Origin of the sequence: Halomonas litopenaei, from assembly GCF_003045775.1 — a bacterium.
GTDB classification, from domain to species: Bacteria; Pseudomonadota; Gammaproteobacteria; order Pseudomonadales; family Halomonadaceae; genus Halomonas; species Halomonas litopenaei.
In genome coordinates, this window is the sequence record NZ_PXNS01000012.1 from 57,187 (window position 1) to 78,465 (window position 21,279).

A 21,279-nucleotide genomic window follows, 5' to 3' on the forward strand; every position below is an offset into this window, starting at 1 on the left:
CCTGGAAGAGCCCGTCAGGGCACCAGCAACTTGAACTGCAGCGAAAATTGGTCTTCGGGCACGGCGTAGTCGTCGGCGAAGTTGTGTTCATACAGACCACTGATCTGCAGCGGGGAGTCTCCCAGCTTTACCAGTTTGCTGAGTCGGCCACCCACGGGCAGGCTGCTCCAGTCGCTGTGCTCCCAGTCGTAGGTGATGTTCATCTCCGAAGTGCCCACTGACCAGCCCTGGCCGAGCCCGAGATTGATGATGGGCTGCAGGATGCTCAGGTTGACGTCCTCGCGATCGTCCTCACCGGCGACACTGAAGATGTTCTGGTTGAAGGCGCCATACAGGAAGGAGCCCCGCGAGGCCGCAAACCCGACCGCCGGACCCAGACCCCACTGTTCGGCGCCACGATGCTCACCGCCGGTCGGCAGAAGGGCGACCACACCGAAGCCAGAACGACCCCAGGAGTGTTCGAAGGTGGTGAGGTCGAACACCGTAGAATCGCTAAGGCCGGTGGAACCGCCGGGATCCTCGGTCAGTGAGGGCACCGTCAGGCGAAAGATGTGCTGGTGGCCCGCCAGCCGGTAGGGCAGCGCCGTTCTGAACTGGACGATGTTCTGTGAATCATTGGTGCCGTGGACTTCCGGGCTCCAGGAATTCTGTAGCTGGAAGTTCATCAGTGGCGCAGTGGGGTCGGAGGCGGCCTGTCCGAGTTCCTGCTCGGCCAGGACGCCGGGGCTGATCGCCAGTGTGCCGATCAGCAGCGCGGCACCAACGGATCTGCTGGCTAACGGAACGTTCACCCTCAGGCCATTCTGTTCGCAGAGCTCGCCGCCCCGAATCCTGACTCTTCCCTGATGCATCCCGACATTCCCCCAGCCGATGAGAGAGCCCCTGCAACGCGGGCTCGATTGCTATTTCGGCATAGTGTAGTCGGTCTTGCATGTAATATGCGCTTTTGTGCTTATCTGCCGGCGGTTAGATCGGCAGGGGCCTTGTTGCCAACCGTCCCCCGGACAAACCTGTCCCAGGATTTACCAGGCCCCCTGGTCGATCATGGCATTGGCGACGCGCCTGAATCCCGCAATGTTGGCGCCCAGCACCAGGTTGTGGGGCTCGCCGAATTCCTCTGCGGTGGACGCACAGCAGCGATGGATATTGGCCATGATCGCCTGGAGGTGGGCATCGACCTTCTCCAGCGGCCAGATCTGCATGCTGGCGTTCTGCGCCATTTCCAGTTGACTGGTGGAGACGCCGCCGGCGTTGGCCGCCTTGCCGGGGGCGTAGGCGATGCGGGCCTCCAGCAGACGGTCCACCGCCAACGGCAGGGTCGGCAGGTTGGCCCCCTCGCATAGACACTCGAGCCCATTGGCGAGCATCGCCTCGGCGTCGGCCAGGGTGACCTCGCCCTGGGTCGCGCAGGGAAAGGCGACCTGGCCAGGGATGCGCCAGACGGCGTGGCCGTCGGCGGGGTAGTCGTCCAGCGCAATGAAGCGGGCCCGGGGGTGATCCTTCAGGTAGCCTTCAAGCGAGACGCGCTCGACCTCCTTCAAGCGCTTGAGAGCCTCCAGATCGATGCCGTCCGGGTCGTGGAGGCAGCCACCGGAATCGCTGCAAGTGACCGGCAGGGCATCCAGCTGATGAAGCTTCTCGATGGTATAGATGGCAACATTGCCTGCGCCGGAGACCAGGCAGGTCTTGCCGCGCAGTTCTTCACCCCGGGCTGCCAGCATGTGCTGGGCAAAGTAGGCGGCGCCGTAGCCGGTGGCCTCCTTGCGGCCCAGCGATCCGCCCCAGTCCAGCCCCTTGCCGGTAATCACCCCTTCGTGACGTCGCGTCAGTCGCTTGTACTGGCCATAGAGGTAGCCGATCTCTCTGGCGCCGACGCCGATATCGCCCGCAGGGACATCCACGGTGGGCCCAAGATGATCCACCAGTTGGGTCATGAACGCCTGGCAGAAGCGCATGATTTCCCCGTCGGAGCGTCCGCGCGGGTCGAAGTTGGCGCCGCCCTTGGCGCCACCGAGCGCGAGTCCAGTCAGAGCGTTCTTGAAGATCTGCTCGAACCCGAGAAACTTGATGATGCTGGCGTTGACGCTGGGGTGAAAGCGAAGGCCCCCCTTGTAGGGGCCGAGAGCCGAGTTGAACTGGACACGATACCCCTTGTTGACCTGGATCTTGCCGTTGTCGTCGGTCCAGCAGACGCGAAACATCAGCTGGCGCTCGGGCTCCACCAGTCGCTCGATGATGGCGTGCTCGAGGTAGCGGGCGTCTGACTCGAGCAGGGGCCTCAGGGAAGCCAGGATCTTCTCTGCAGCGGCATAGAACTCCGCCTGGGCGGGACTGGTGGCTTTCAGCCCTTCCAGAGTGTTGTGCAGGTAATCCACGGCCGCGTCTCCTTTCTTGAGGCTTCCTTCGGCGTTGTGCCGTCGCTGGCTCGTTCACTATAGGAGTGGGGCGGCTTGTCAGACAGCAGGATGCGCTTTATGGCGAATTCCAGATGCGTCTGACGTCGGCCGTAGTCAAACACCGTGACAAACGGCATCATTCAGACGATAGGGCGATGGTCGCCCAGCAGCTTTTCATGAAAAGGTCAGGCTCGATGAAACGATCCTATTTTCCCGTGGTACTGACGCTATTGCTGGCCGTCGGGCTGGGGGGCTGCGACGAGACACCCACCGGGCGTAGCCAACTTGCCTTGGTGCCTGGCTTCGTGATGAGCGACATGGGGGGTGACGCCTTTGAGCAGATGCGAAGCCAGCTACCGCTTTCCACCGATGCCGCCATCAAGGCCGAGGTTCAATGTGTCAGCGACGCCTTGATCAAGTCGGCGCGGCTTGTCTACCCCAAGGTCGAGATGCCTGACGACTGGCAGGTGGTCGTGTTCGACAATCCCTCGCCAAATGCCTTTGCCTTGCCGGGAGGGCGCATTGGCGTGCACTCGGGGCTGTTGCAGGTCGCTCAGACGCCCGCCCAGCTGGCCGCGGTGGTCGGTCACGAGATCGCCCATGTGCTCGCCGACCACGGCAACGAGCGATTGACCCAGCAGTTGGGCATCAAGGCCGTGCTGCTGGTGGTAGGACTGATGAGCGAGGGCGACGTGGGTCAGGAACCCTTGCTCCAGGCGCTGGGCATCGGCAGCCAGCTCGGTATCGCCTTGCCGTTCAGCCGTGCCCATGAGTCCGAAGCCGACGTGATGGGGCTGGCCATCATGGCGCGCGCCGGATTCGATCCCGGCGAGAGCGTCGCCCTCTGGCGCAACATGGCATCGGTTGGCGGTGATCAACCGCCGGAGATCCTGTCCACCCACCCGGGGCATCAGTCACGTATCGAAGGGTTGCGTGCCGAGATGGTGCAGGCCAAGGAGGTTTACAGAGGCGTTTCGCCCAGCCGCTGCTAGGGCTTGTCTGAAAAGTGCCTGCGCTGGGTAATACGGCTTTAAAAATCGGCTGGTGCGCCAGCCCGGTCAAAATGCTCATTTACACCCCGTAAACTGCGCTGTCTCACCGATTTTTGCCTTGTCTAACCTTCGCTCGTCGACTTTTCGGACAGCGCCTAGGGCTTGTGCGAAAAGCGCCTGCGCTGGGTAATACGGCGTTAAAAATCAGATCAACAGGCGCGTCAGACGTTGGTAGGCGTTCGACCGAGCTTGTCTTCAAAGGCCAGGGCCGCGGCGGCGGCCCTGGCTTCGTCCTGTCCATCGTGGCGAGAGACCACCCGCCGTGAGGCGTTGGGAGAGGAATCCGAAAATGCCACCACCGCCCAGCGAGTGCGCTTCATCGTTCTTGTCTGATAACTCTCCACACGATAATGCTTCATGTCCATCCATCTCGGCATAGTTCACGGGTATGACCCTGATTGCCGATGTAAAGTTCGAAAGCCTCACCAATTAGAGCAGCTCGATCGTAAAGGCTTCTATCTTGCCGCCAAAGGCGAAAGGGCGTCGCTCTGCGTAGTGGCGTGAGACGGGGGAGCCCAGATCGCGGCCCACGTCGAAGGTCTCGCTGGCGCTGAAGGCCAGGGGAACCGTCGAGGGCACCTGACCTTCCGCCGCGGTCTGCCCATCCACCTCGATCGTCACCTGCGCCGTTTTACCGGGCACCGGGATCCGGGTGGTGATGACGATGTCGTGGCTGCCCGGGGCCAGGGCGGCTGTGTGAATGCGGGTATTCTCCATCAGCAGCATATTGTACTCGTAGGTCAGCCTGCCCTGATCAAGATAGACGCTGAGCCCGCCGCCGGCACCTCCGATGGCATACAGCACGCCCTCGGCATCGCCCTGGCCAGTGTCGATACGCAGGCTGGCCCGGGTACTCTGGCGACCAACGCCGGGGGCCGAAAATTCCGGCATGCGTTGAGTTGTCTGGGTAAAGGTCCAGTGATCGTAGCGCGTCTTGACCCGGTCCTCGGGGTGGACGCGAAGCCAGTTGCCCGCACCGGTGGGGAAGGCCTTGTTGTCCTCGGCGATATCCATGAAGCGTTGTTTCATCATGGCCAGTCGCTCAGGCTGAGCGTGGGCCAGATCTCTGGCCTGGGAAAAATCGCTTCGCAGGTCGTAGAGTTCCCACACATCTTCGGCGGAATCCCAGTCGGCGATCCGCTGTGCCGCGCTCGAGGTATCCCAGGGAACCAGCGGGCCAAAGGTACCGGCAAAGTAGCCATCCAGGTAGAGCCCTCGACTGCCGTTATTGTCGAAGAACTGGTGGTGCTTGCGTCCGGGGGCATCGGCGTCGTCGAAGGTGTAGGCCAGGCTGATACCGTCCATCGGCATCTGCGGGTAGCCGTTGACGACGTCCGGCAGCGGGATGTCCAGAATGTCGTAGAGGGTCGGGGCAATATCCACCACGTGGTGGAACTGGTGACGTACCTGCTCATCCGGTGCGATATGGCCGGGCCAGGAGATGACCATGGGGTTGCGGGGCCCGCCGAAATAGGCACCGAGCAGCTTGGTGCCCTTGAAGGGAGTGCTGCCCGCCCAGGCCCAGCCGGCGTGGTACATGTTTTCGGTCTGGGGGCTGCCGAGAACATCGAGGCCGCCCATGCGATCCAGTACCTCCAGCTGCTGGGCGACACTGCTGCCGATATTGTTCTGGGCCAGCAGTTCGCTGATCGAGCCGTGCTGGCCTTCGGCACTGGAGCCATTGTCCCCGACGATGTAGATGACCAGGGTATTGTCTCTGAGCCCCATTTCCGCCATGCCCTCGAGCAGTCGCTCGACCTGGCTGTCGGTGTGCTCCACGAAGCCGGCGTAGATTTCCATCAGGCGAGTCTGGAAGTCGCGCTGGCTCTCGGGAATCTCGTCCCACCCTTGCAGGCTGTCGTCGCGTGGCGTGAGTGCTGTGCCCGGCGGAATGATGCCCATCTCGAGCTGTCGCTGGTGGGTGCGCACGCGGTAGGCATCCCAGCCATCGTCGAACTGGCCGTCGTAGCGATCGGCCCATTGCGGTGCAACGTGATGGGGGCCGTGGGCCCCACCCGGCGCCCAGTACATGAAAAACGGCTTGTCCGGATCGAAGGCCCGGTAGTCGGCGAGCCACGCGAGCGCCTGGTCGGTCAGGTCCTCGGTCAGGTGGTAGTCGGGATCGTCTTCGGGGGGCTCGACATGCAGGGTGTCCACGGTCAGGCGTGGCTCCCACTGAGACGTCTCGCCCCCCAGAAAGCCGTAGAAGTGCTCGAAACCATAGCCGGTGGGCCAGCGATCCTTGGGGCCGATCGCTGTCGTCTCGACCGCCGGGGTGTTGTGCCACTTGCCGAAGGCGGCGGTGTGGTAGCCGTACTGCTTGAGCACCTCGGCCATGGTGGCGGCATTCTTCGGAATCACGCCGGTATAGCCGTCGAAGGCCACCGCCCGTTCGGCAATGGTACCGGAGCCCACCCGGGTATGATTGCGACCGGTCAGCAAGGACGCCCGCGTGGGAGAACAGATGGACGTGGTATGAAAGCCGGTGTACTCGATGCCTTCATCGGCCAGGCGCGACAGCGCTGGCATCCTGACCTCGCCACCGAAGACCTCGGACACCCCGAAGCCCACATCGTCCAGCATGACGATCAGAACATTGGGGGCGTCCTCCGGCAGGTGGGACGGCTCGTCCGGCCACTGCATGGTGGCGTCCTGGAGGCGAGGTGGTACATCGCTCGGCATGGGGGCGGGGGCGAAGGGTAATAACGCTCCGTCCGTCTCGGGCCGACCGGTCTCGGACTGGCTTGCCCCAACCGGGCCCGATACGGGAGAAAGCAGAACCAGGCCGGCGAGGACGCCGACCATGACTTGCATGGACCTTTGCACGGACCTCTGCATGACACACCTTCCTCGATAGCGGATTGCTGCGCATGGAAACGCTGGCTCGACGGGCGTGTCCCTGGCGACAATCGTTGCTGTGTTTCGGTAGCGACTCGTTCAGAAATCGTTGAGCGCCTATCACAGCAGCCCGAGCTATCGGCGGCGATAACACCGAGGGGAGATGACGCGACGTTATCTGGGGTGATTGACCCCGGTCAGGATTGCCGCATGGTCCTGGCAGGGGCATGGCTTATGCCGGGCATACCGCTATGTTGCTGCTGCGTCTTGGGTCAGCCCGTTCTTCTTTATGGCTGTGTTCAAGACCGGCGGTCGGCTCATCTCGTGGGTCTTCCCCGGGCAAGTATTCAGGGTCCTCCAGTGGCTCGCCCGCTTCGTTCTGAAGCTGTAGATCGTAGGCGGACTGGAGGCCTGGAGGATCCTCCACCTCTTCATCGCCTACCTGATGAATATGGCCTGGGTACAAGGGCGACAGCAGGGCAACCAGGATGCCGATTGACGCGAAAATGGCGAACCCCTCGGCATAGCTGAAGACATTGAGCAGAGCGCCGATGACCGGCGAGCCGGTGGCCTGGCCAAGCGACACGGCCATGAAAGGCAGCACCGGCCCCATCGCCAGGCGTCCGGGCAGCAGGCGAATGCCGGTCATCAGGTAAAGACCCGTCAAGCTCATGTAGGCGAGGCCAAAGACCAGAGCGGAGAATGCCGCCAGCACGGGTTGGGCGGGGCTGGCGGCAAGCAATGCCAGGCTTGCCGCCAGCATGGTCAGCATCAAGGCCTGGGTGATGGGCGGATTGTTGCGGTCGGCCAGATCCGCCACCACCGCACCGCCGAGACCGGCGATGCCGACGGCGAGCCACAGCCACCCCGTGGCGCTTGGCGACAGACCGCCAAGCGTCACCACCAGGTCCGGAGCAAAGATCCAGTAGGCGGCCGAGATGAAGCCCATCGCGTAGGAAAACAGGGTGAGCCTCACGAGCCGTGACCACGGCAGTTCACGCAATGCAGGTGGGTCAGCGGCGTTGGAAGGCGTGATGCGCGACACCGAGGGTAGGTACAGCCAGGTAGCGCACACGCCGATGACCGTCAGCAGGGCGAAGGACAGATAGGCCAGTCGCCAGGCGTCCGCCATGAACAGTACCGTTGGTACGGCGACGATCACGCCGATACTGGTTCCCGCATTCATGACCGAACTGACACGAGCATGCAGTGAGCGTCTCACCAGCGCCTGCATCCCGGCGGTGAGTGCGGGCATCATCAGGCCGGTACAGATGCCGCAGGCGAAAACCCCGATGCTGAGCATGGTCGCATCGGCCGCTCGGCTGATCAGTGCCAGGCCGACGATACCGAAAAGCCCGGACAGTACCGCTGCGTAGCGGGCGCCAAGACGATCGGTGGCGTAAGGCGCCACCGCCGTGGACAGCAGGAAGCTGATGAGAGGAAGGGCGCCGATGATGCCGATGGCATCAGGCGTCAGCGACAGCTCATCGCGAATCTGGGGGACAAACAGGCCGAAGGCAAAACGGGCGAGTCCGTAGCTGATGGCGACCAGGGCCGCGCCGAAAATCGCAAAACCGGTGCTGGAAAGAGACCTCATGCTAGCTCCTCCGACATGCACGTTGCGCCACCTGAAGTGCTCTGGCGCCTTGATGCATCGTGTCTGGTTCGTCCCTGTCGTGCTGCCTGGAGCAACAGATGTAAGCAGGGTGCACGATTGGCGGCGTTGTCGCCAATCCATCAACGACAATCGGTGACCTTTTCACGACAACCGGTGAACAAACCTTGCTGCTGGGGGGGCTGGTGTACAGAACCAGGTGTGCAGTAGCTGGTGTGCAGTCCCTGGTGTGAAGAACCATGGCGGGGCAGCGCCTCGAGACCGTCGAAGGACTGGCGTGCCGACAGGCAGGGAGCTGTTGAACGAAGAGGGAAGAGGGAAGAGGGAAGAGGGAAGAAACGAAGAAGGGGATCAGTCTGTCGACTGATCCCATTCTGGATTCGAGGTGGCGGAGGGACAGGGATTCGAACCCTGGAAGGGCGTTAACCCTTGCCGGTTTTCAAGACCGGTGCATTCAACCGCTCTGCCATCCCTCCGGCTCACGGCGGTGTACTTTACCAGCTTTTCTCCTCACGTCAACACTTCTGTGCGATCAATGTCTTACGCGAGAGAGCGACACCCCTCCCTGATGCCTTCAAGGGAGCTGTTGCAATAGGGTGACTGCGCAAAAATTGTGCAGCTAAGCAATTTTTTGTCGCCGATAGGAAACAGTGTTCGCGCCGCCCATGGCGGGCCCATGGGCCAGTCTGATCGCTTGAACGGCGTTGAAACCCCGTCGCCAGGCGGCTTGCGTCGGGAACTTGCTGGGGGCATGCTGTGTCGAATGCATGTCAACCAACAGGGAGCTCTGGATACATGGCTTATCAAGAGTCACAGGTGAATCGTCAGACCCAGACGCAGGTCGCTGCGACGAACAAGGTTCTGCGCAACACCTACGGCTTGCTGGCGATGACACTACTGTTCTCTGCCATCACCGCAGGGGCCGCCGTGGCCCTCGGTGTACAGCAGATGAACATTCTGGTGTTCTTCATCGGCGCCTACGGCCTGATGTTCCTGGTCCACAAGACCGCCAACTCGGCCCTCGGCCTGCTGGCGACCTTTGCCTTCACTGGCTTCATGGGCTTCACCCTCGGCCCGATCCTGAGCGCCTATCTGACGCTGTCCAACGGTCCCGAGCTGATCATGACCGCACTGGGCATGACCGGCCTGACCTTCTTTGGTCTGTCGGCGGTGGCGTTGATCACTCGCAAGGACTTCAGCTTCCTGGCGAACTTCATGATGGCTGGCGCCATCGTGCTGATCCTGGCCATGGTGGCGGCGTTGATCTTCAACATTCCGTCGCTGTCGCTGATGGTATCGGCTGGCTTCGTGCTGTTCTCCTCCGCGGCGATCCTGTACCAGACCAGCGAGATCGTGCACCGTGCCGGCGAGACCAACTACATCCTCGCCACCATCACTCTCTATGTGTCGATCTACAACCTGTTCATCAGCCTGCTGTCGCTGCTGGGCGTGGTAAGCCAGGACTGATCGTCGCAAGACGTTCTGGCACAACTGTCGTACACTGTCGGCCCCGCCTTGGCGGGGCCGACGTGTTTTTGATGACCCGCTTTGTTCAACTCCCGACGTTGGCGGGAGCCAAGGGAATACCATGCGTTATGCCATCCTGCTGCTGGGTGCCCCCTACAGCCATCAGGCCGCACACAGCGCGCTGCGCTTCGCCCGTGCGGTGATCGCCCGCGGTCACCACCTGGAGGCCGTCTTCTTCTATCGCGATGGCGTTCACAACGCCGCGCGCCTGGCATCGCCGCCCCAGGACGAGCCTCATCTGGTCGACGGCTGGACCACGCTGAACCAGGAGCATGGCGTGCGTCTCGAGGTGTGCATCGCCGCCGCACTGCGCCGAGGCATCGTCGACGCCGACGAGGCGGCCAGGCACGGCAAGCAAGGCCACAGCGTCCAGGCGCCGTTCGAGCTGACCGGCCTCGGCCAGCTGGTGGACCTGGGCCTCGAGTGTGACAGGCTGGTAACCTTTGGTGCCTGAACAACACCGAGCTGCTGCCGACTGCCGCCAGGCAATGGGTCCCGAGCAGGGCAACGCTGAACCGAGAAGAGTGAAAGGTCGATGATTGAGGAACCCAACGACGATTCGGGGGATCTGCTGGTGATTCTTCGTCATGGCCCCCATGGCACCAGCTACCTGAAAGAAGGTCTCGACACGGCGCTGGTGGCCGCCGCCTTCGGACGCCGGGTATCCCTGTTGTTCCTGGCCAGTGGCGTGGCGGCACTGGTGCCGGGGCAGGGCGCCGGCCCGCTGGGGCAGAAGGGCACCCAGCCGACGCTGGCCATGCTCGAGATGTACGACATCGACCGGCTGTTCGTGGATGGGGCAGGGCTTGCCGAGTTGGGCGTGGCGCCCGAGACGCTGACGCCGGATGCCACTGTCATCGAGGGTGACGCCATTGCCGCCCTGATGGCGGAGCACGCATTGGTGCTGACCTTCTGAATCAGCGTCACAGACGACTCGAGACCGCGTCTCTGTCGGGGCTCGCTCCCACCAGGTTTCACCCATCGACGTCAGCCACTGGACTCACCCACGACCACTACCAGGAATCGGGATGATACTGCACACCCTCAATCGTTCACCGCTGGAGTCGACGGTCTATCGGCAGGCGCTACGGGCGTTGGCAGAAGACGACAAGCTGTTATTGATCGAAGACGGCGTGCTTGGCGCTCTGCCGGCCCAGCAGGCGCTGTGGTCGTCTCTGCCCGGTCGTCTACTGGCGCTGGCCGAAGATCTCGAGGCGCGCGGCTTGAGCGAACACTGTGCCACCGGCATCGAAGTCATCGACGTGGACGGTTTTGTCAGGCTCACCGAAGAGGCCGATAAAGTGGTCAGCTGGTACTGAGGTAACACGATGGCAAGCACTGAAACTGCACGAACCCTGGATCTCGGCCAGGCCTCAGTCCCCCTGGACCCGGAAGGCTATCTGGTCAATCTCGATGACTGGAGTCCCGCCGTCGCCGAGGCGCTGGCTGCGGAAGAGGGCATCACCCTCGGCGACGAACACTGGCAGGTGATCGACGTCCTGCGAGACTTCTATGCGCGCTTCGAGCAGGCACCGGCCATGCGCCCGCTGGTCAAGGCGGTGGGCCAGGCGCTGGGCAAGGACAAGGGGAGCTCGCTGTACCTGATGAAGCTGTTCCCCGGCAGTCCCCCCAAGCTGGGCGCCCGCTTGGCGGGGCTGCCCAAACCAACCAACTGCCTGTAGACGTGCGGCGTTGAACTTTCTCGCCCACGCGTGGCTCGCCCGTGCCGGTGACGACGACTTTCTGCTCGGCAACCTGATCGCCGACGGCGTCAAGGGGCGCGATCTCGGCCAGTGGCCCGAAGCCGTCGCCGCAGGCATACAACATCACCGGCGGGTGGACGCCTTCGTCGATCGTCATCCCTCGGTACTTGCCGCTCGACGTCGGGCACCTGCGGCGAGTCGTCGTGTGGCCGGTATCGCCCTGGATCTGATGTGGGACCACTTTCTCGCTCGGGATCTGGCTACCAGCGACCCGCACGAGCGCGAGGTCGTGATCGAGCGATGCTATCGACTGTTTGAGTACCACGGCGCACCGCAGCGGCTGGCCACCATGGTGCCGGTACTGGTGCGTGAGGACTGGCTGCGTCGCTACGCCAGCCTCGCCTTCACCTGCCGTGCCATCGCCGGCATTGGCTCACGCCTGTCCGGGCCCAACCGACTGGCCGAACTGGTGCCGCATCTGCGCGATGACTATCGTCAATTGGACGACGACTTTGCGACCCTGTGGCGCGATACCCGCGCGGAACTCGAGACCTCGGGTTCCTAGGGCTCTAACCTTCGCTCGTCGACTTTTCGGACCGCGCCTAGCGACTACCGCGCTGCTTCAGCGGACCGCTACCAGGTCCGCAGCCACAGGCATTCCACCTTGTCGCCCGGCGCTATCTCGCAATGGGGCGGGATCACCGCCAGGGCGTCGGCATCAATGCAGGATGACAGTACCCCGGAGTTCTGGTCGGAAAACGCCAGGGCGCTGACGCCCTGTGGGGCGAAGGCGAGGCGCACCCGCATGTAGTGCTGGCGCGGACCGGTGGAGGTGGCAAAGTCGCTGCGGGCCCATAGCCGCGGTAGCTCCGCCATGGACTCACAGCCCTGTAGGGCACCCAGCAGCGGGCGCAAGAATAGCCAGGCACCGACATAGCTGGACACGGGATTGCCGGGCAAGCCGACAAACCGCACCGGCGTGCCGCCAGGACCTTCCATCTGGCCCAGGGCCAGCGGCTTGCCGGGACGAATGGCCAGGCGCCACAGGTTCAGCGTGCCCAGTGTCTCCAGCGCCGCCTTGACGTGATCTTCCTCACCGACGCTGACGCCGCCGGTGGAGACCACCAGGTCCGCTACCTCGGCGGCCTCCTTCAGACAGTCGCGGGTACCCTCCGGGCTATCCGGTACGCTGCGCGTGAGCACTACTTCGGCGCCGAAGCGCTCCAGCAGGCTCTTGAGCATGGGGCGGTTGGAGTTGTAGATCTGGCCAGCTGCCAGGGGCTTGCCCGGATCGATGATCTCGTCGCCGGTGGACAGCAAGGCCACCCTGGGTCGGCGGTGGACGTCCACTTCGACGATACCCTGGCCTGCCAGGTGGCCAAGTGCGGCGGCGTCCAGCCGAGTGCCGGCGTCCAGCAGCGGGGCGCCTGCGCGTACGTCGCGGCCGCGCCGGCGCACGTTGTCGCCCGCCGGGATGTCGGCGGGAATGACGGCCTCATCACCTACGCGCTGGACCTTCTCCTGCATCACCACGCAGTCGGCGCCTTCGGGCAGCTGGCCACCGGTAAAGATGCGGGCACAGTGGCCGCGCTCCAGTCGCTCGCCCGGGGCCCCCGCGGCCACTCGGAGGGCCACCGGCAGGCGTTGTCCGGCGTCTTCATGGTGCAGGGCGTAACCGTCCATGGCGCTATTGTCGAACGGCGGTACATCCAGGGCCGCCACGACCGGGGCAGCCAGCACACGGCCTTCGGCCTGTTCGCAGGGCTGGCGCTCTACCGGCAGCGGCGCGACGCCATCGAGCAGGGTGGCCAGGGCGTCCTCCATGGGCGCCAGTGACGCTGCGTGGCTAGACGTCATGCTGCCCCCGCTCCGGTATCACCAGATTGGCGAAGTTGCAGGGCCGGTGACGGCTGTCGAGCTGCTCGGCAAGGATGCCGTCCCAGGCGGTGCGGCAAGCGCCGGTGGAACCCGGCAGGCAGAACACCACGGTGTGATTGGCCATGCCTCCCAGGCAGCGGCTTTGCACGGTGGAGCTGCCGATTTCCTGATAGGACAGCTGGCGGAACAGCTCGCCGAAGCCCTCGATGCGCTTGTCGAGCAGGGCCGATACCGCCTCCGGGGTGGAATCCCGTCCGGTGAAGCCGGTACCGCCGGTGGTCAGGATCACCTGCACTTCGGGGTCGGCGATCCAGCCTGACACCACCGCGCGGATACGATAGATGTCGTCGATCACGATCTGCTTGTCGGCGAGCTGGTGGCCGGCGGCCTCGAGCCGCTGCACCAGCGCCTGACCGCTGCGATCGGTGTCTTCGGTGCGGGTGTCGGAGACGGTCAGCACCGCCACCTTCAACCCGATCATGCTGTCCTGACTCACTGGCGTCACTCCTTGTCACCGGTACGCTGCTGCTTGGCCTGCTGGCGAGCCTCGAAGGCCGCCATCTGTTCGGGGGTGGCCTTGGCCTGATACATGTCCTTCCATTCGCTGTAGGGCATGCCGTAGACGTGTTCACGGGCGCTTTCGTAGTCGAGCGTCTCACCGCGCTCTTCGGCGGCGGCGACCAGCCACTTGGACAGGCAGTTGCGGCAGAAGTCCGCCAGAATCATCAAATCGATGTTCTGCACATCCTTGTTGTCGTCAAGGTGGCGAAGCAGGCGGCGGAAGGCGGCCGCCTCGAGTTCGGTGCGAGTGGCCTCATCGAGGTGCTGCATGGGGGACTCCAGTAACAGAAAACGATCAGTCGGGCGACTGTCCCACGATGGTAACGCAAGACCGTCACAAGAACAGCGGCAAAAGAATGCCGCCCCGAGTGAGCCCGGGGCGGCGAGAGGGATAGCGCTCACCGTGGGTGGGGCTGCGCTCAGGAAGGGCTGGGAGATTCCGGTTTGGTATCGTCGGTTGCCTCCACGTCAGCCGGGGCCTCGGCCTGATCCTTGACCTCTTCGTACCACAGGTTGTGGTGCTGCTTGGCCCAGCTTTCGTCGACGTAGCCGGTGGTCATGCCCTCGAGCGCACCCTCGGTCCCCAGGGTGCCGATATAGATGTGACCGAAGGAGACGGCGGTAAGCGCGAGGGCACCCACCGCATGGATGATGTTGGCCCACTGCATGGTGTCCCGGCTCTGGTCGAAGTTCGGGAAATCCAGTACCAGGCCGCTGACGAAGACAACCATGCCGGCCGTGGCCAACAGCCAGAACCAGGCCTTCTCGCCACCGTTGGCAAAGCCGGCGTCTGGATGCTTGTCGCCGACCATGCCGCCGCCTTGCTTGAACCACTCGATATCGTGGGCCTTGATCCAGTTGTGCTTGAGAAAGCGCAACAGCACGAAGATCAGCAGCAGACCGAAGAACGGACCGATGTAGTTGTGCAGGAACTTTGTGCCGCTGATCATCGCAGCCCAGAAGGCGTCGCCAAACACTGGCTTGAACACGAACTTGCCGTAGAGAATGTTGAGGCCCGTCAGCGCCAGGATGATGAACAGCGTCGCCAGGGTCCAGTGCAGCGCCCGGCTGAGTACCGACCAGCGCAACAGCTTACGCCCGGTGCGTGGCTCATCGAGGCGGCTGCGGCCGACGATCAGATAGAAGATGGTGATCATCGCCAGCATGCCGCCCACGGCGATCAGCCCGAAGGGCGAGACCCACTTGTTGCGCCATTGGCGCCAGCTCTCGCCGCTCTGGTTGATCAGGCTGTAGGTCGAATCATGGCGAGTATCGATAAAGGACTCGCCATCCTTCACCTGGCGCCAGGTGTCGGCGTCGGCGCTGGGTACGGCGGTGGCGATCTCGGCATTGGGGTCGGCACCCATGGCGGGAGCGGCGCAGGCCAGCAACAACAGCAGCAGTGCCGGCAGCACCAGCCCCAGGGCTCCACCCGGTCGAGGCAAGGCATCACGAAGGTTCATGGGGCCTCCTCACTGGTTACGTGTGGCGTCGTAGGCCATGGCGTCGATCGCCGAGGGCGAGCCATTGCCGATATCCGACCAGGCGCCATCCTTGTGACCACGGCGCACCACCCGCTCGCGGAAGATGTCAGCAACGGTCTGGGCATCGCCTGCCAGCAGCGCCTTGGTCGAGCACATTTCGGCGCACAGCGGCAGCTTGCCCTCGGCGATGCGGTTGGCGCCGTATTTCTCGTACTCTTCTTCGGGGCTGTCGGCGGGGCCGCCGGCGCAGAAGGTGCACTTGTCCATCTTGCCGCGCTCGCCGAAGGCGTCCTGCTGGGGAAACTGCGGCGCGCCGAAGGGGCAGGCGTACAGGCAGTAACCGCAGCCGATGCACAGATCCTTGTCGTGCAGCACGATGCCGTCGTCGGTCTTGTAGAAGCAGTCGGTGGGGCAGACCGCCATGCAGGGTGCGTCATCGCAGTGCATGCAGGCCACCGAGATGGACACCTCGGACGGCTCGCCATCGTTCAGGGTGACCACCCGGCGGCGCTGGATGCCCCACTCGACCTCGTTGGCGTTCTTGCAGGCGGTGACGCAACCATTGCACTCGATGCAGCGCTCGGCGTCACACATGAATTTCATCTGGGCCATGTCGAAACTCCTGTTGGTTCGGTGACGTCGGTGTCTAGCTGGCGAGTTCGATGCGACACAGGGTGCACTTGGTTTCCTGCATCTGGGTCACCGAGTCGTAGCCGTAGGTGGTGGCGGTGTTGACCGCCTCACCGATCACGTAAGGCGTGGTGCCATCCGGATAGCGATCGGCCAGGCTTTCGCCCTGGAACATGCCGCCGAAGTGGAAGGGCATGAACACCACTTCCCGCGCTACCCGAGGCGTCACCATGGCCTTGACCTTGATACGGCCGCCTTCGGCGCCTTCCACCCACACCATGTTGCCGTCCTTGACCCCCAGGTCGTTGGCCAGGGCAGGGTTGATCTCGACGAACATCTCCTGCTGCAGCTCGGCCAGCCAGGACATGGAGCGCGTTTCCTCGCCGCCGCCTTCGTACTCGACCAGGCGGCCAGAAGTCATGATGATCGGGTACTTCTTGCTGGCATCATTCTGCTGAATGCTCTGGTACAGCGTCGGCAGGCGGTAGTGCGAGGCGACGTCATCCCAGGTGGGGTAGTCCTCGACCAGATCCCGGCGTGAGGTATAGAGCGGCTCGCGGTGCTTCGGAATCGGGTCGGGGAAGGTCCAGACGTTGCAGCGCGCCTTGGCGTTGCCGAAAGGTGAGCATTCATGGGCGATGGCAACGCGCTGGATGCCGCCGGACAGGTCGGTCTTCCAGTTCTTGCCTTCCGCTGCGGCCTTTTCTTCGTCGGTCAGCTCATCCCACCAGCCCAGGTCCTTGAGCATCTGGGCGCTGAACTCGGGGTAGCCGTCCTCGAGGTCGGAACCGGCGCTGAACGAGTTGTCGGCGAGAATCGGGGTGCCTTCGTGCTCGATGCCAAAACGCGCACGGAAGGTCAGGCCGCCCTGGGACACCGGTTTGCTGGTGTCGTACAGAATGGGGGTGCCGGGGTGATTGAGCTCTGCGGTACCCCAGCAGGGCCATGGCAGGCCGTAGTAATCGCCGTCGGCCGGGCCGCCTTCGGCACGCAGATCGCGGAAGCTGAAGGTATGCCAGTTCTGCTGGTGGGTCTTGAGCCGCTCGGGGCTCTGCCCGGTGTAACCTACGGTCCACATGCCGCGGTTGAACTCCCGGGTAATGTCCTCGATCAGCGGCTCCTCGCCGTTGATCTGAATGTTCTTGAACAGCTCGTCGGCGAAGCCGAGGCGCTGGCTCAGCAGGTACATGATGGTGTGGTCGGGCTTGGCCTCGAAGGCGGGTTCCACCACCCGGTCACGCCACTGCAGAGAGCGGTTGGTGGCGGTGACGCTGCCGTAGGTCTCGAACTGGGTGGCCGCCGGCAGAAGATAGACGCCATCGCTGCGATCGTGCATGACCCCGGCGACGGTAGGATAGGGGTCGACGATGACCATCATCTCGAGCTTCTGCATGGCTTTCTGCATTTCGGTGCCGCGGGTCTGGGAGTTGACCGCGTGACCCCAGTAGAACATCGCCTTCAGGCTGGTGCGCTGGGAGATGTCCTGGTCTTCCTCGAGGACGCCATCGATCCAGCGCGATACCGTGATGCCGCTGGAGTGCATGGGGTAGCCGTCGGCGTACTCGGTCTGATCGAAGCGGCTCTTGAGCCATTCGTAATCGAGGTCCCAGATCTGCGCCCAGTGCTTCCAGGCGGCTTCCGACAGACCGTAATAGCCGGGTAGCGAATGCGACATCAGGCCGAGATCGGTCGCCCCCTGGACATTGTCGTGCCCCCGGAAGATGTTGGCGCCGCCGCCTGACTTGCCGATATTGCCCAGCGCCAGTTCGAGGATGCAGTAGGCACGGGTGTTGTTGTTGCCGGTGGTGTGCTGGGTGCCACCCATGCACCAGACGATGCAGCCGGGACGGTTTTCCGCCAGCCGCCTGGCGGTATCGTACATGGCGGCTTCCGGCACCCCGGTGATGCGCTCCACTTCACTCGGCGGGAAGTTGGCGACCTCGTTGCGGACCTCGTCCATGGCGTAGACGCGCTGGTCGATGTACTGCTGGTCTTCCCAGCCGTTCTCGAAGATGTGCCAGAGCAGGCCCCAGATGAAGGCCACGTCGGAACCCGGCCGGATCCGCACGTAGTGGTCGGCCTTGGCCGCCGTGCGGGTGAAGCGCGGATCGACGACGATGATTTCGGCCTGGCTGCGCTCCTTGGCCAGCAGGATGTGCTGCATGGCCACCGGGTGCGCTTCGCTGGGGTTGGAGCCGATGAACATGATCGAGCGGCTGTTCTGGAGGTCGTTGAGCGAGTTGGTCATCGCTCCGTAGCCCCAGGTATTGGCGACGCCCGCCACGGTGGTGGAGTGGCAGATGCGCGCCTGGTGGTCGGTATTGTTGGTGCCGGCCAGCGCCGCGAACTTGCGCATCAGGTAGGCCTGTTCGTTGCTGAACTTGGCCGAGCCGAGCCAGTAGACGCTGTCCGGGCCATGCTGCTCGGTCAGTTCCAGCACCTTGGCACCGATTTCGTCGATGGCCTGGTCCCAGGACAGACGTTGCCACTCGCCCCCGACCAGCTTCATCGGGTACTTGAGGCGGCGGGTGGAGTGACCGTGCTGGCGTAGTGAAGCGCCCTTGGCGCAGTGGGCACCGCGATTGATCGGGTGATCGAAGGCCGGTTCCTGGTGGGTCCAGATCCCTTCCTGGACCTCGGCGTAGACGCCACAGCCCACCGAACAGTGGGAGCAGATGGTGCGGCGGGTTTCCACCGGAGCATCGCTGTAGGGCGTCTTCTCGACCGCCTCGGCGCGTTGCATCATCGGTGAGCCGAACAGTCCAAGACCGGCGACACCGCTGGTCGCTGCGCCACTGCGCTTGAGGAACTGGCGCCGGGAAATGCCGAGACCGGAGACCTTGGGTGTGGTGGAGGTACGTGTCAGTCGCATGGCAGGCTCTCCTTGTTGTCAGTCGCGCAGGGATGCGTAGAAGGCACGTACGTGTTCTGTCTCGCGGTAACCGGCGCTGTCATCGGCTTTCTCGGTGGCGGTCGTGGCGCTGTCATCGCGCGCCACAGCAACCGAGGCCTGGCCGACCACCACCGCGGCACCGGCGGCCACGGTGCCGCCCCCCAGGGCCTTGAGAAGACGACGGCGTTGAGTGTTGGGCGTTGTGCTCATGCTCATTCTCCTGCTCCAAGGGCCTGGCCTCGGTCCTCGTGGACGCTGGTGCCGGGCACAGGGGTTCCAAGGGTAGTGTTGTCGATCAGGATGGCGCTCTCGCGCTGGAAAAACAGCGTCGCCAGTTCACCCAGCGCCGCATAGAAGGGGGTGTCGACCCGGGCAAGATCGTGCATGCAGCGGTTGGCCCAGGGTGCCAGGTGGCGATGGAAGAAGCTGCCGGCTCGCTGATCGTTCTGGCCGATCAGCATCGCCATGACCTCGCACATTGCCGCCAGATGATCTTCCGGCTCCGAGACGTCGGCAGAGCGCTGGATGCCCAGCGTCTTGAGGTCCCGGCGCAGTGCGACCAGTGATGCTTCCATCAGGCCGCCTTCGCGGTAGTAGGAGGCGTAGGGCAGCACGTCGCCCTGGATGACCCCGATCAGATGACGAAAGTGGGCACGCTCCAGGCGTTCGACGTCGCTGTCGGCAGCAGCGGCGGCCAGCCGGCTCCAGGCCTGGCTCAGACGAATGTCGTCCGGCTCTCCCTCGAGGCCGGCAAGCCACTGGCGAAGGGCTTCGCTGGGGGGCTCGCGCAGCAGTGCCGCCAGCAGGGCGTAGATGTCGGCCCTCAGATCGGCTTCTTCGGTGCGGGAGTCAGGAATGTCGTGCGTGGTCATAGCTTGAGCTGGGCCTCCGGATTGGTCGCCATCTCGTGCCATACGTCCTTGACCCGGCAGTCCTGACACATTTCCAGCCGACGTGCCTGGTCACCACTGAAGTACGCATGGTTGGCCAGTTTCTGCTGGATGGCGGCGATGGTGCGGGCGTTGGCGAAGGCGCTGCCACAGACGATGCAGTGAAAGGGTGCGTCTTCGTGGCACACTCGCCACTGGCTGCGTTCCGCGCTGGCGAGGAAGCCGGGAGACAGGCGGATGGCGGATTCTGGACAGCTCTTGCTGCACAGGCCGCACTGGACGCAGTCTGCTTCGCGAAAGTCGAGGCGCGGGGTGTCACCTCCGGCGCCGAGCGCGCCGGTCGGGCAGCTGGCAACACAGCCCATGCACAGAGTGCAGGCATCGGCATTGACCTCGATGCCCCCGAATGGGCTGCCCGGAGGCATCGGGTGCCGCTCGCCGTCGACATGGCCAGTGGTGGCCAGATGGTCCAGTACCAGGTTGAGACGCTCGCGCTTGCCCGGCGCTTCTGCGCCATCTGTTGCCCCTGTATTGCCGGTTCGCCCGCCGGCCATTTGTACCGTGGCCGACGGGGTGTCCTTGTCGCTCCCGAACGCTTGAGCCTGTTCCAGGGAGCGCAGCCGGGGCGTCAGACCCGCATGGCGAGGCAGGGCGAGCGAGCTTTCCTGCTCCTCGTCGCTGAACCACTGCAGTCGGCCGGGATCCTGCCCCAGCGCCTCGAGGATCGCTCTGCCCTGGGTCAGCTGATCCTCCAGGTGAGCGACCAGCCTGTCCGGCATGTCGGAGTAGGCCTGGATGCGCACTTCGCAGGCGCCGGCGGCAATGGCCGACAGCCAATGGTCGACGCCGGCAGAACCCAGATCTTCCAGCGCCACATCGATGACGTGGCCGGCCGCGTCGGGTTGCAGGTGCTGGGCGTGATCGGCCTGAACGAAGCGCAGCACCGCCGACTGGCCGCCGGCGGCGTGGTAGTGGTCGAGCCAGGCGAGCAGGGTGTCCTGCTGACGCAGGCTATGCGGTTGGCGGAATTCGATGGCCCCGGTGGGGCAGGCGCTGGTACAGCTACCGACCCCCTGACACAGGTAGGGATCGATCTCGATGCGGGCATCGATGCGTCCGGGGACGCTCTTGATGGCGTCGGCGGGACACACTTCCAGACAGCGGGTACAGCCACCGAAGCCACGAGTGGAGTGGGCGCAGCGATCGGCGTGGACCTCGAAGTAGCGGGGCTTTTCGAATTCACCGATATAGTCGCCGAGGCCGTCGATCAGCGTCGTGCGCGCTTCACCGGCGACCGGGGCATGAAAATAGCCGGGAGGCGGGAGTTCCAGGGGCAGGCGCGGTGTCGGTGTCAGATCCAGCACCAGGTCATGGTGTTCTCGGCCCAGCAGCGCCCGGGCAAGCTCGATGGGGCCCTCATGGCCGTCGAGCCAGGCGCTGAAGTGGCCAAGGTAGCCTTCCAGGTGCAGCCGTCCGAGTTGGGAGGCGAGTAGCGGCTGGAGCTGCACATCGGCAGCCTCGGCACGCTGCAACAGAGCATCATCCGGCACATCGGTCACCACCAGCGTGATACTGGCAAGCCCTTGTTCAAGCCCTTGTTCAAGCCCTCGTGCACGCTCCAGCACTTCCAGCAGGGACGCGCTGTCGCCAATCGCCAGTAGATGGCCATGGCTTTGGTAACCCACCGTTGCTGCGACGAGATTGAGCGGCCAGGAGACGGCGCCTAGGGCTCGCTCACGGGCCTGCCGGTTGACCTCGGTGTCCACCGGCACGGTTGCGATTTTCTGGTTCATGCTGACTCACGGTCGAAAA

21 protein-coding genes and 1 tRNA gene are annotated in these 21,279 nt (G+C 63.9%); 7 read left to right on the forward strand and 15 right to left on the reverse strand.

The window, feature by feature from the left end; genetic code table 11:
- Positions 1–14: 14 nt before the first annotated feature.
- A complete protein-coding gene (locus C6W88_RS17475) occupies positions 15–791 on the reverse strand; it encodes a hypothetical protein (protein WP_124804776.1) in 777 nt (258 codons plus the stop codon).
- Positions 792–1,022: 231 nt separating this feature from the next.
- Positions 1,023–2,375: an NADP-specific glutamate dehydrogenase gene (gene gdhA, locus C6W88_RS17480; RefSeq protein WP_045993711.1), complete on the reverse strand. Its 1,353-nt coding sequence runs from the start codon at positions 2,373–2,375 to the stop codon at positions 1,023–1,025.
- 215 nt (positions 2,376–2,590) lie between these two features.
- Here gdhA and C6W88_RS17485 point away from each other — a divergent pair, with 215 nt between their 5' ends.
- A complete protein-coding gene (locus C6W88_RS17485) occupies positions 2,591–3,388 on the forward strand; it encodes a M48 family metallopeptidase (protein ID WP_045993710.1) in 798 nt (265 codons plus the stop codon).
- 221 nt (positions 3,389–3,609) lie between these two features.
- Here C6W88_RS17485 and C6W88_RS21435 read toward each other — a convergent pair whose 3' ends face one another.
- The 4 genes from C6W88_RS21435 to C6W88_RS17500 form a co-directional block, all read right to left on the reverse strand.
- Positions 3,610–3,807 carry a hypothetical protein gene (locus C6W88_RS21435; protein WP_124804775.1) on the reverse strand — a complete coding sequence of 66 codons (198 nt, stop codon included), beginning with the start codon at positions 3,805–3,807 and terminating at the stop codon, positions 3,610–3,612.
- 70 nt (positions 3,808–3,877) lie between these two features.
- Positions 3,878–6,091: an arylsulfatase gene (locus tag C6W88_RS17490; protein ID WP_197037141.1), complete on the reverse strand. Its 2,214-nt coding sequence runs from the start codon at positions 6,089–6,091 to the stop codon at positions 3,878–3,880.
- Positions 6,092–6,518: 427 nt separating this feature from the next.
- Complete coding sequence (locus C6W88_RS17495) at positions 6,519–7,883, reverse strand: MFS transporter (protein WP_108133394.1); 1,365 nt, start codon at positions 7,881–7,883, stop codon at positions 6,519–6,521.
- A gap of 404 nt (positions 7,884–8,287) precedes the next feature.
- Positions 8,288–8,377 (reverse strand) — tRNA-Ser (locus C6W88_RS17500).
- A 319-nt stretch (positions 8,378–8,696) separates the two neighbouring features.
- On the opposite strand from C6W88_RS17500, the gene C6W88_RS17505 reads away from it, so the two are divergent.
- The 6 genes from C6W88_RS17505 to C6W88_RS17530 all read left to right on the forward strand — a co-directional run bounded on the left by C6W88_RS17505 (position 8,697) and on the right by C6W88_RS17530 (position 11,696).
- Positions 8,697–9,368, forward strand: coding sequence for a Bax inhibitor-1/YccA family protein (locus tag C6W88_RS17505; protein ID WP_045991749.1), 672 nt, complete (start codon positions 8,697–8,699; stop codon positions 9,366–9,368).
- A 121-nt stretch (positions 9,369–9,489) separates the two neighbouring features.
- Complete coding sequence (tusD, locus tag C6W88_RS17510) at positions 9,490–9,882, forward strand: sulfurtransferase complex subunit TusD (protein WP_045991750.1); 393 nt, start codon at positions 9,490–9,492, stop codon at positions 9,880–9,882.
- Between the two features lie 81 nt (positions 9,883–9,963).
- Positions 9,964–10,344, forward strand: coding sequence for a DsrE family protein (locus tag C6W88_RS17515; RefSeq protein WP_108133395.1), 381 nt, complete (start codon positions 9,964–9,966; stop codon positions 10,342–10,344).
- A 112-nt stretch (positions 10,345–10,456) separates the two neighbouring features.
- The gene (gene tusB / locus C6W88_RS17520) at positions 10,457–10,747 is read left to right on the forward strand and encodes a sulfurtransferase complex subunit TusB (protein WP_108133396.1); all 291 of its coding nucleotides are present in this window, start codon (positions 10,457–10,459) and stop codon (positions 10,745–10,747) included.
- Between the two features lie 9 nt (positions 10,748–10,756).
- Positions 10,757–11,110 (forward strand): TusE/DsrC/DsvC family sulfur relay protein, encoded by a 354-nt coding sequence (locus tag C6W88_RS17525; protein WP_045991752.1) that lies wholly within the window; start codon positions 10,757–10,759, stop codon positions 11,108–11,110.
- A 10-nt stretch (positions 11,111–11,120) separates the two neighbouring features.
- On the forward strand, positions 11,121–11,696 hold the full coding sequence (locus C6W88_RS17530; RefSeq protein WP_108133397.1) for an acyl carrier protein phosphodiesterase: 576 nt from the start codon (positions 11,121–11,123) through the stop codon (positions 11,694–11,696).
- A 68-nt stretch (positions 11,697–11,764) separates the two neighbouring features.
- On the opposite strand, the gene C6W88_RS17535 is transcribed toward C6W88_RS17530, so the two are convergent.
- The 9 genes from C6W88_RS17535 to C6W88_RS17575 form a co-directional block, all read right to left on the reverse strand.
- Entirely contained in the window at positions 11,765–12,988 is a 1,224-nt protein-coding gene (locus tag C6W88_RS17535) for a molybdopterin molybdotransferase MoeA (protein ID WP_108133398.1), read from the reverse strand.
- Complete coding sequence (gene moaB / locus C6W88_RS17540) at positions 12,978–13,490, reverse strand: molybdenum cofactor biosynthesis protein B (RefSeq protein WP_108133422.1); 513 nt, start codon at positions 13,488–13,490, stop codon at positions 12,978–12,980. The genes C6W88_RS17535 and moaB overlap by 11 nt, the downstream gene beginning before the upstream one ends.
- Positions 13,491–13,510: 20 nt before the next feature.
- Positions 13,511–13,840, reverse strand: a complete 330-nt coding sequence (locus C6W88_RS17545) for a DUF1244 domain-containing protein (protein WP_108133399.1) — start codon at positions 13,838–13,840, stop codon at positions 13,511–13,513.
- Between the two features lie 149 nt (positions 13,841–13,989).
- Positions 13,990–15,033, reverse strand: coding sequence for a formate dehydrogenase subunit gamma (locus C6W88_RS17550; protein ID WP_108133400.1), 1,044 nt, complete (start codon positions 15,031–15,033; stop codon positions 13,990–13,992).
- 9 nt (positions 15,034–15,042) lie between these two features.
- Entirely contained in the window at positions 15,043–15,666 is a 624-nt protein-coding gene (gene fdh3B / locus C6W88_RS17555; RefSeq protein ID WP_045992214.1) for a formate dehydrogenase FDH3 subunit beta, read from the reverse strand.
- 34 nt (positions 15,667–15,700) lie between these two features.
- Positions 15,701–18,556 (reverse strand): formate dehydrogenase subunit alpha, encoded by a 2,856-nt coding sequence (locus C6W88_RS17560; RefSeq protein WP_108133401.1) that lies wholly within the window; start codon positions 18,554–18,556, stop codon positions 15,701–15,703.
- 18 nt (positions 18,557–18,574) lie between these two features.
- The gene (locus C6W88_RS17565) at positions 18,575–18,787 is read right to left on the reverse strand and encodes a twin-arginine translocation pathway signal (protein WP_045992212.1); all 213 of its coding nucleotides are present in this window, start codon (positions 18,785–18,787) and stop codon (positions 18,575–18,577) included.
- A gap of 2 nt (positions 18,788–18,789) precedes the next feature.
- On the reverse strand, positions 18,790–19,449 hold the full coding sequence (locus C6W88_RS17570; protein WP_045992211.1) for a TorD/DmsD family molecular chaperone: 660 nt from the start codon (positions 19,447–19,449) through the stop codon (positions 18,790–18,792).
- Positions 19,446–21,260: a 4Fe-4S binding protein gene (locus C6W88_RS17575; protein WP_108133402.1), complete on the reverse strand. Its 1,815-nt coding sequence runs from the start codon at positions 21,258–21,260 to the stop codon at positions 19,446–19,448. Before C6W88_RS17575 ends, C6W88_RS17570 begins: the two co-directional genes overlap by 4 nt.
- Positions 21,261–21,279 lie beyond the last annotated feature (19 nt).

What these genes read in the sequence shown, in the direction of transcription:
- C6W88_RS17485 (WP_045993710.1), top strand. Translation starts at nt 2,591, where the DNA reads ATGAAACGATCCTATTTTCCCGTGGTACTGACGCTATTGCTGGCCGTC.
- C6W88_RS21435 (WP_124804775.1), bottom strand. Translation starts at nt 3,807, where the DNA reads ATGAAGCATTATCGTGTGGAGAGTTATCAGACAAGAACGATGAAGCGC.
- C6W88_RS17490 (WP_197037141.1), bottom strand. Translation starts at nt 6,091, where the DNA reads ATGCAGTGGCCGGACGAGCCGTCCCACCTGCCGGAGGACGCCCCCAAT.
- C6W88_RS17495 (WP_108133394.1), bottom strand. Translation starts at nt 7,883, where the DNA reads ATGAGGTCTCTTTCCAGCACCGGTTTTGCGATTTTCGGCGCGGCCCTG.
- C6W88_RS17505 (WP_045991749.1), top strand. Translation starts at nt 8,697, where the DNA reads ATGGCTTATCAAGAGTCACAGGTGAATCGTCAGACCCAGACGCAGGTC.
- tusD (WP_045991750.1), top strand. Translation starts at nt 9,490, where the DNA reads ATGCGTTATGCCATCCTGCTGCTGGGTGCCCCCTACAGCCATCAGGCC.
- C6W88_RS17515 (WP_108133395.1), top strand. Translation starts at nt 9,964, where the DNA reads ATGATTGAGGAACCCAACGACGATTCGGGGGATCTGCTGGTGATTCTT.
- tusB (WP_108133396.1), top strand. Translation starts at nt 10,457, where the DNA reads ATGATACTGCACACCCTCAATCGTTCACCGCTGGAGTCGACGGTCTAT.
- C6W88_RS17525 (WP_045991752.1), top strand. Translation starts at nt 10,757, where the DNA reads ATGGCAAGCACTGAAACTGCACGAACCCTGGATCTCGGCCAGGCCTCA.
- C6W88_RS17535 (WP_108133398.1), bottom strand. Translation starts at nt 12,988, where the DNA reads ATGACGTCTAGCCACGCAGCGTCACTGGCGCCCATGGAGGACGCCCTG.
- moaB (WP_108133422.1), bottom strand. Translation starts at nt 13,490, where the DNA reads ATGATCGGGTTGAAGGTGGCGGTGCTGACCGTCTCCGACACCCGCACC.
- C6W88_RS17545 (WP_108133399.1), bottom strand. Translation starts at nt 13,840, where the DNA reads ATGCAGCACCTCGATGAGGCCACTCGCACCGAACTCGAGGCGGCCGCC.
- C6W88_RS17550 (WP_108133400.1), bottom strand. Translation starts at nt 15,033, where the DNA reads ATGAACCTTCGTGATGCCTTGCCTCGACCGGGTGGAGCCCTGGGGCTG.
- fdh3B (WP_045992214.1), bottom strand. Translation starts at nt 15,666, where the DNA reads ATGGCCCAGATGAAATTCATGTGTGACGCCGAGCGCTGCATCGAGTGC.
- C6W88_RS17560 (WP_108133401.1), bottom strand. Translation starts at nt 18,556, where the DNA reads ATGCGACTGACACGTACCTCCACCACACCCAAGGTCTCCGGTCTCGGC.
- C6W88_RS17565 (WP_045992212.1), bottom strand. Translation starts at nt 18,787, where the DNA reads ATGAGCACAACGCCCAACACTCAACGCCGTCGTCTTCTCAAGGCCCTG.
- C6W88_RS17570 (WP_045992211.1), bottom strand. Translation starts at nt 19,449, where the DNA reads ATGACCACGCACGACATTCCTGACTCCCGCACCGAAGAAGCCGATCTG.
- C6W88_RS17575 (WP_108133402.1), bottom strand. Translation starts at nt 21,260, where the DNA reads ATGAACCAGAAAATCGCAACCGTGCCGGTGGACACCGAGGTCAACCGG.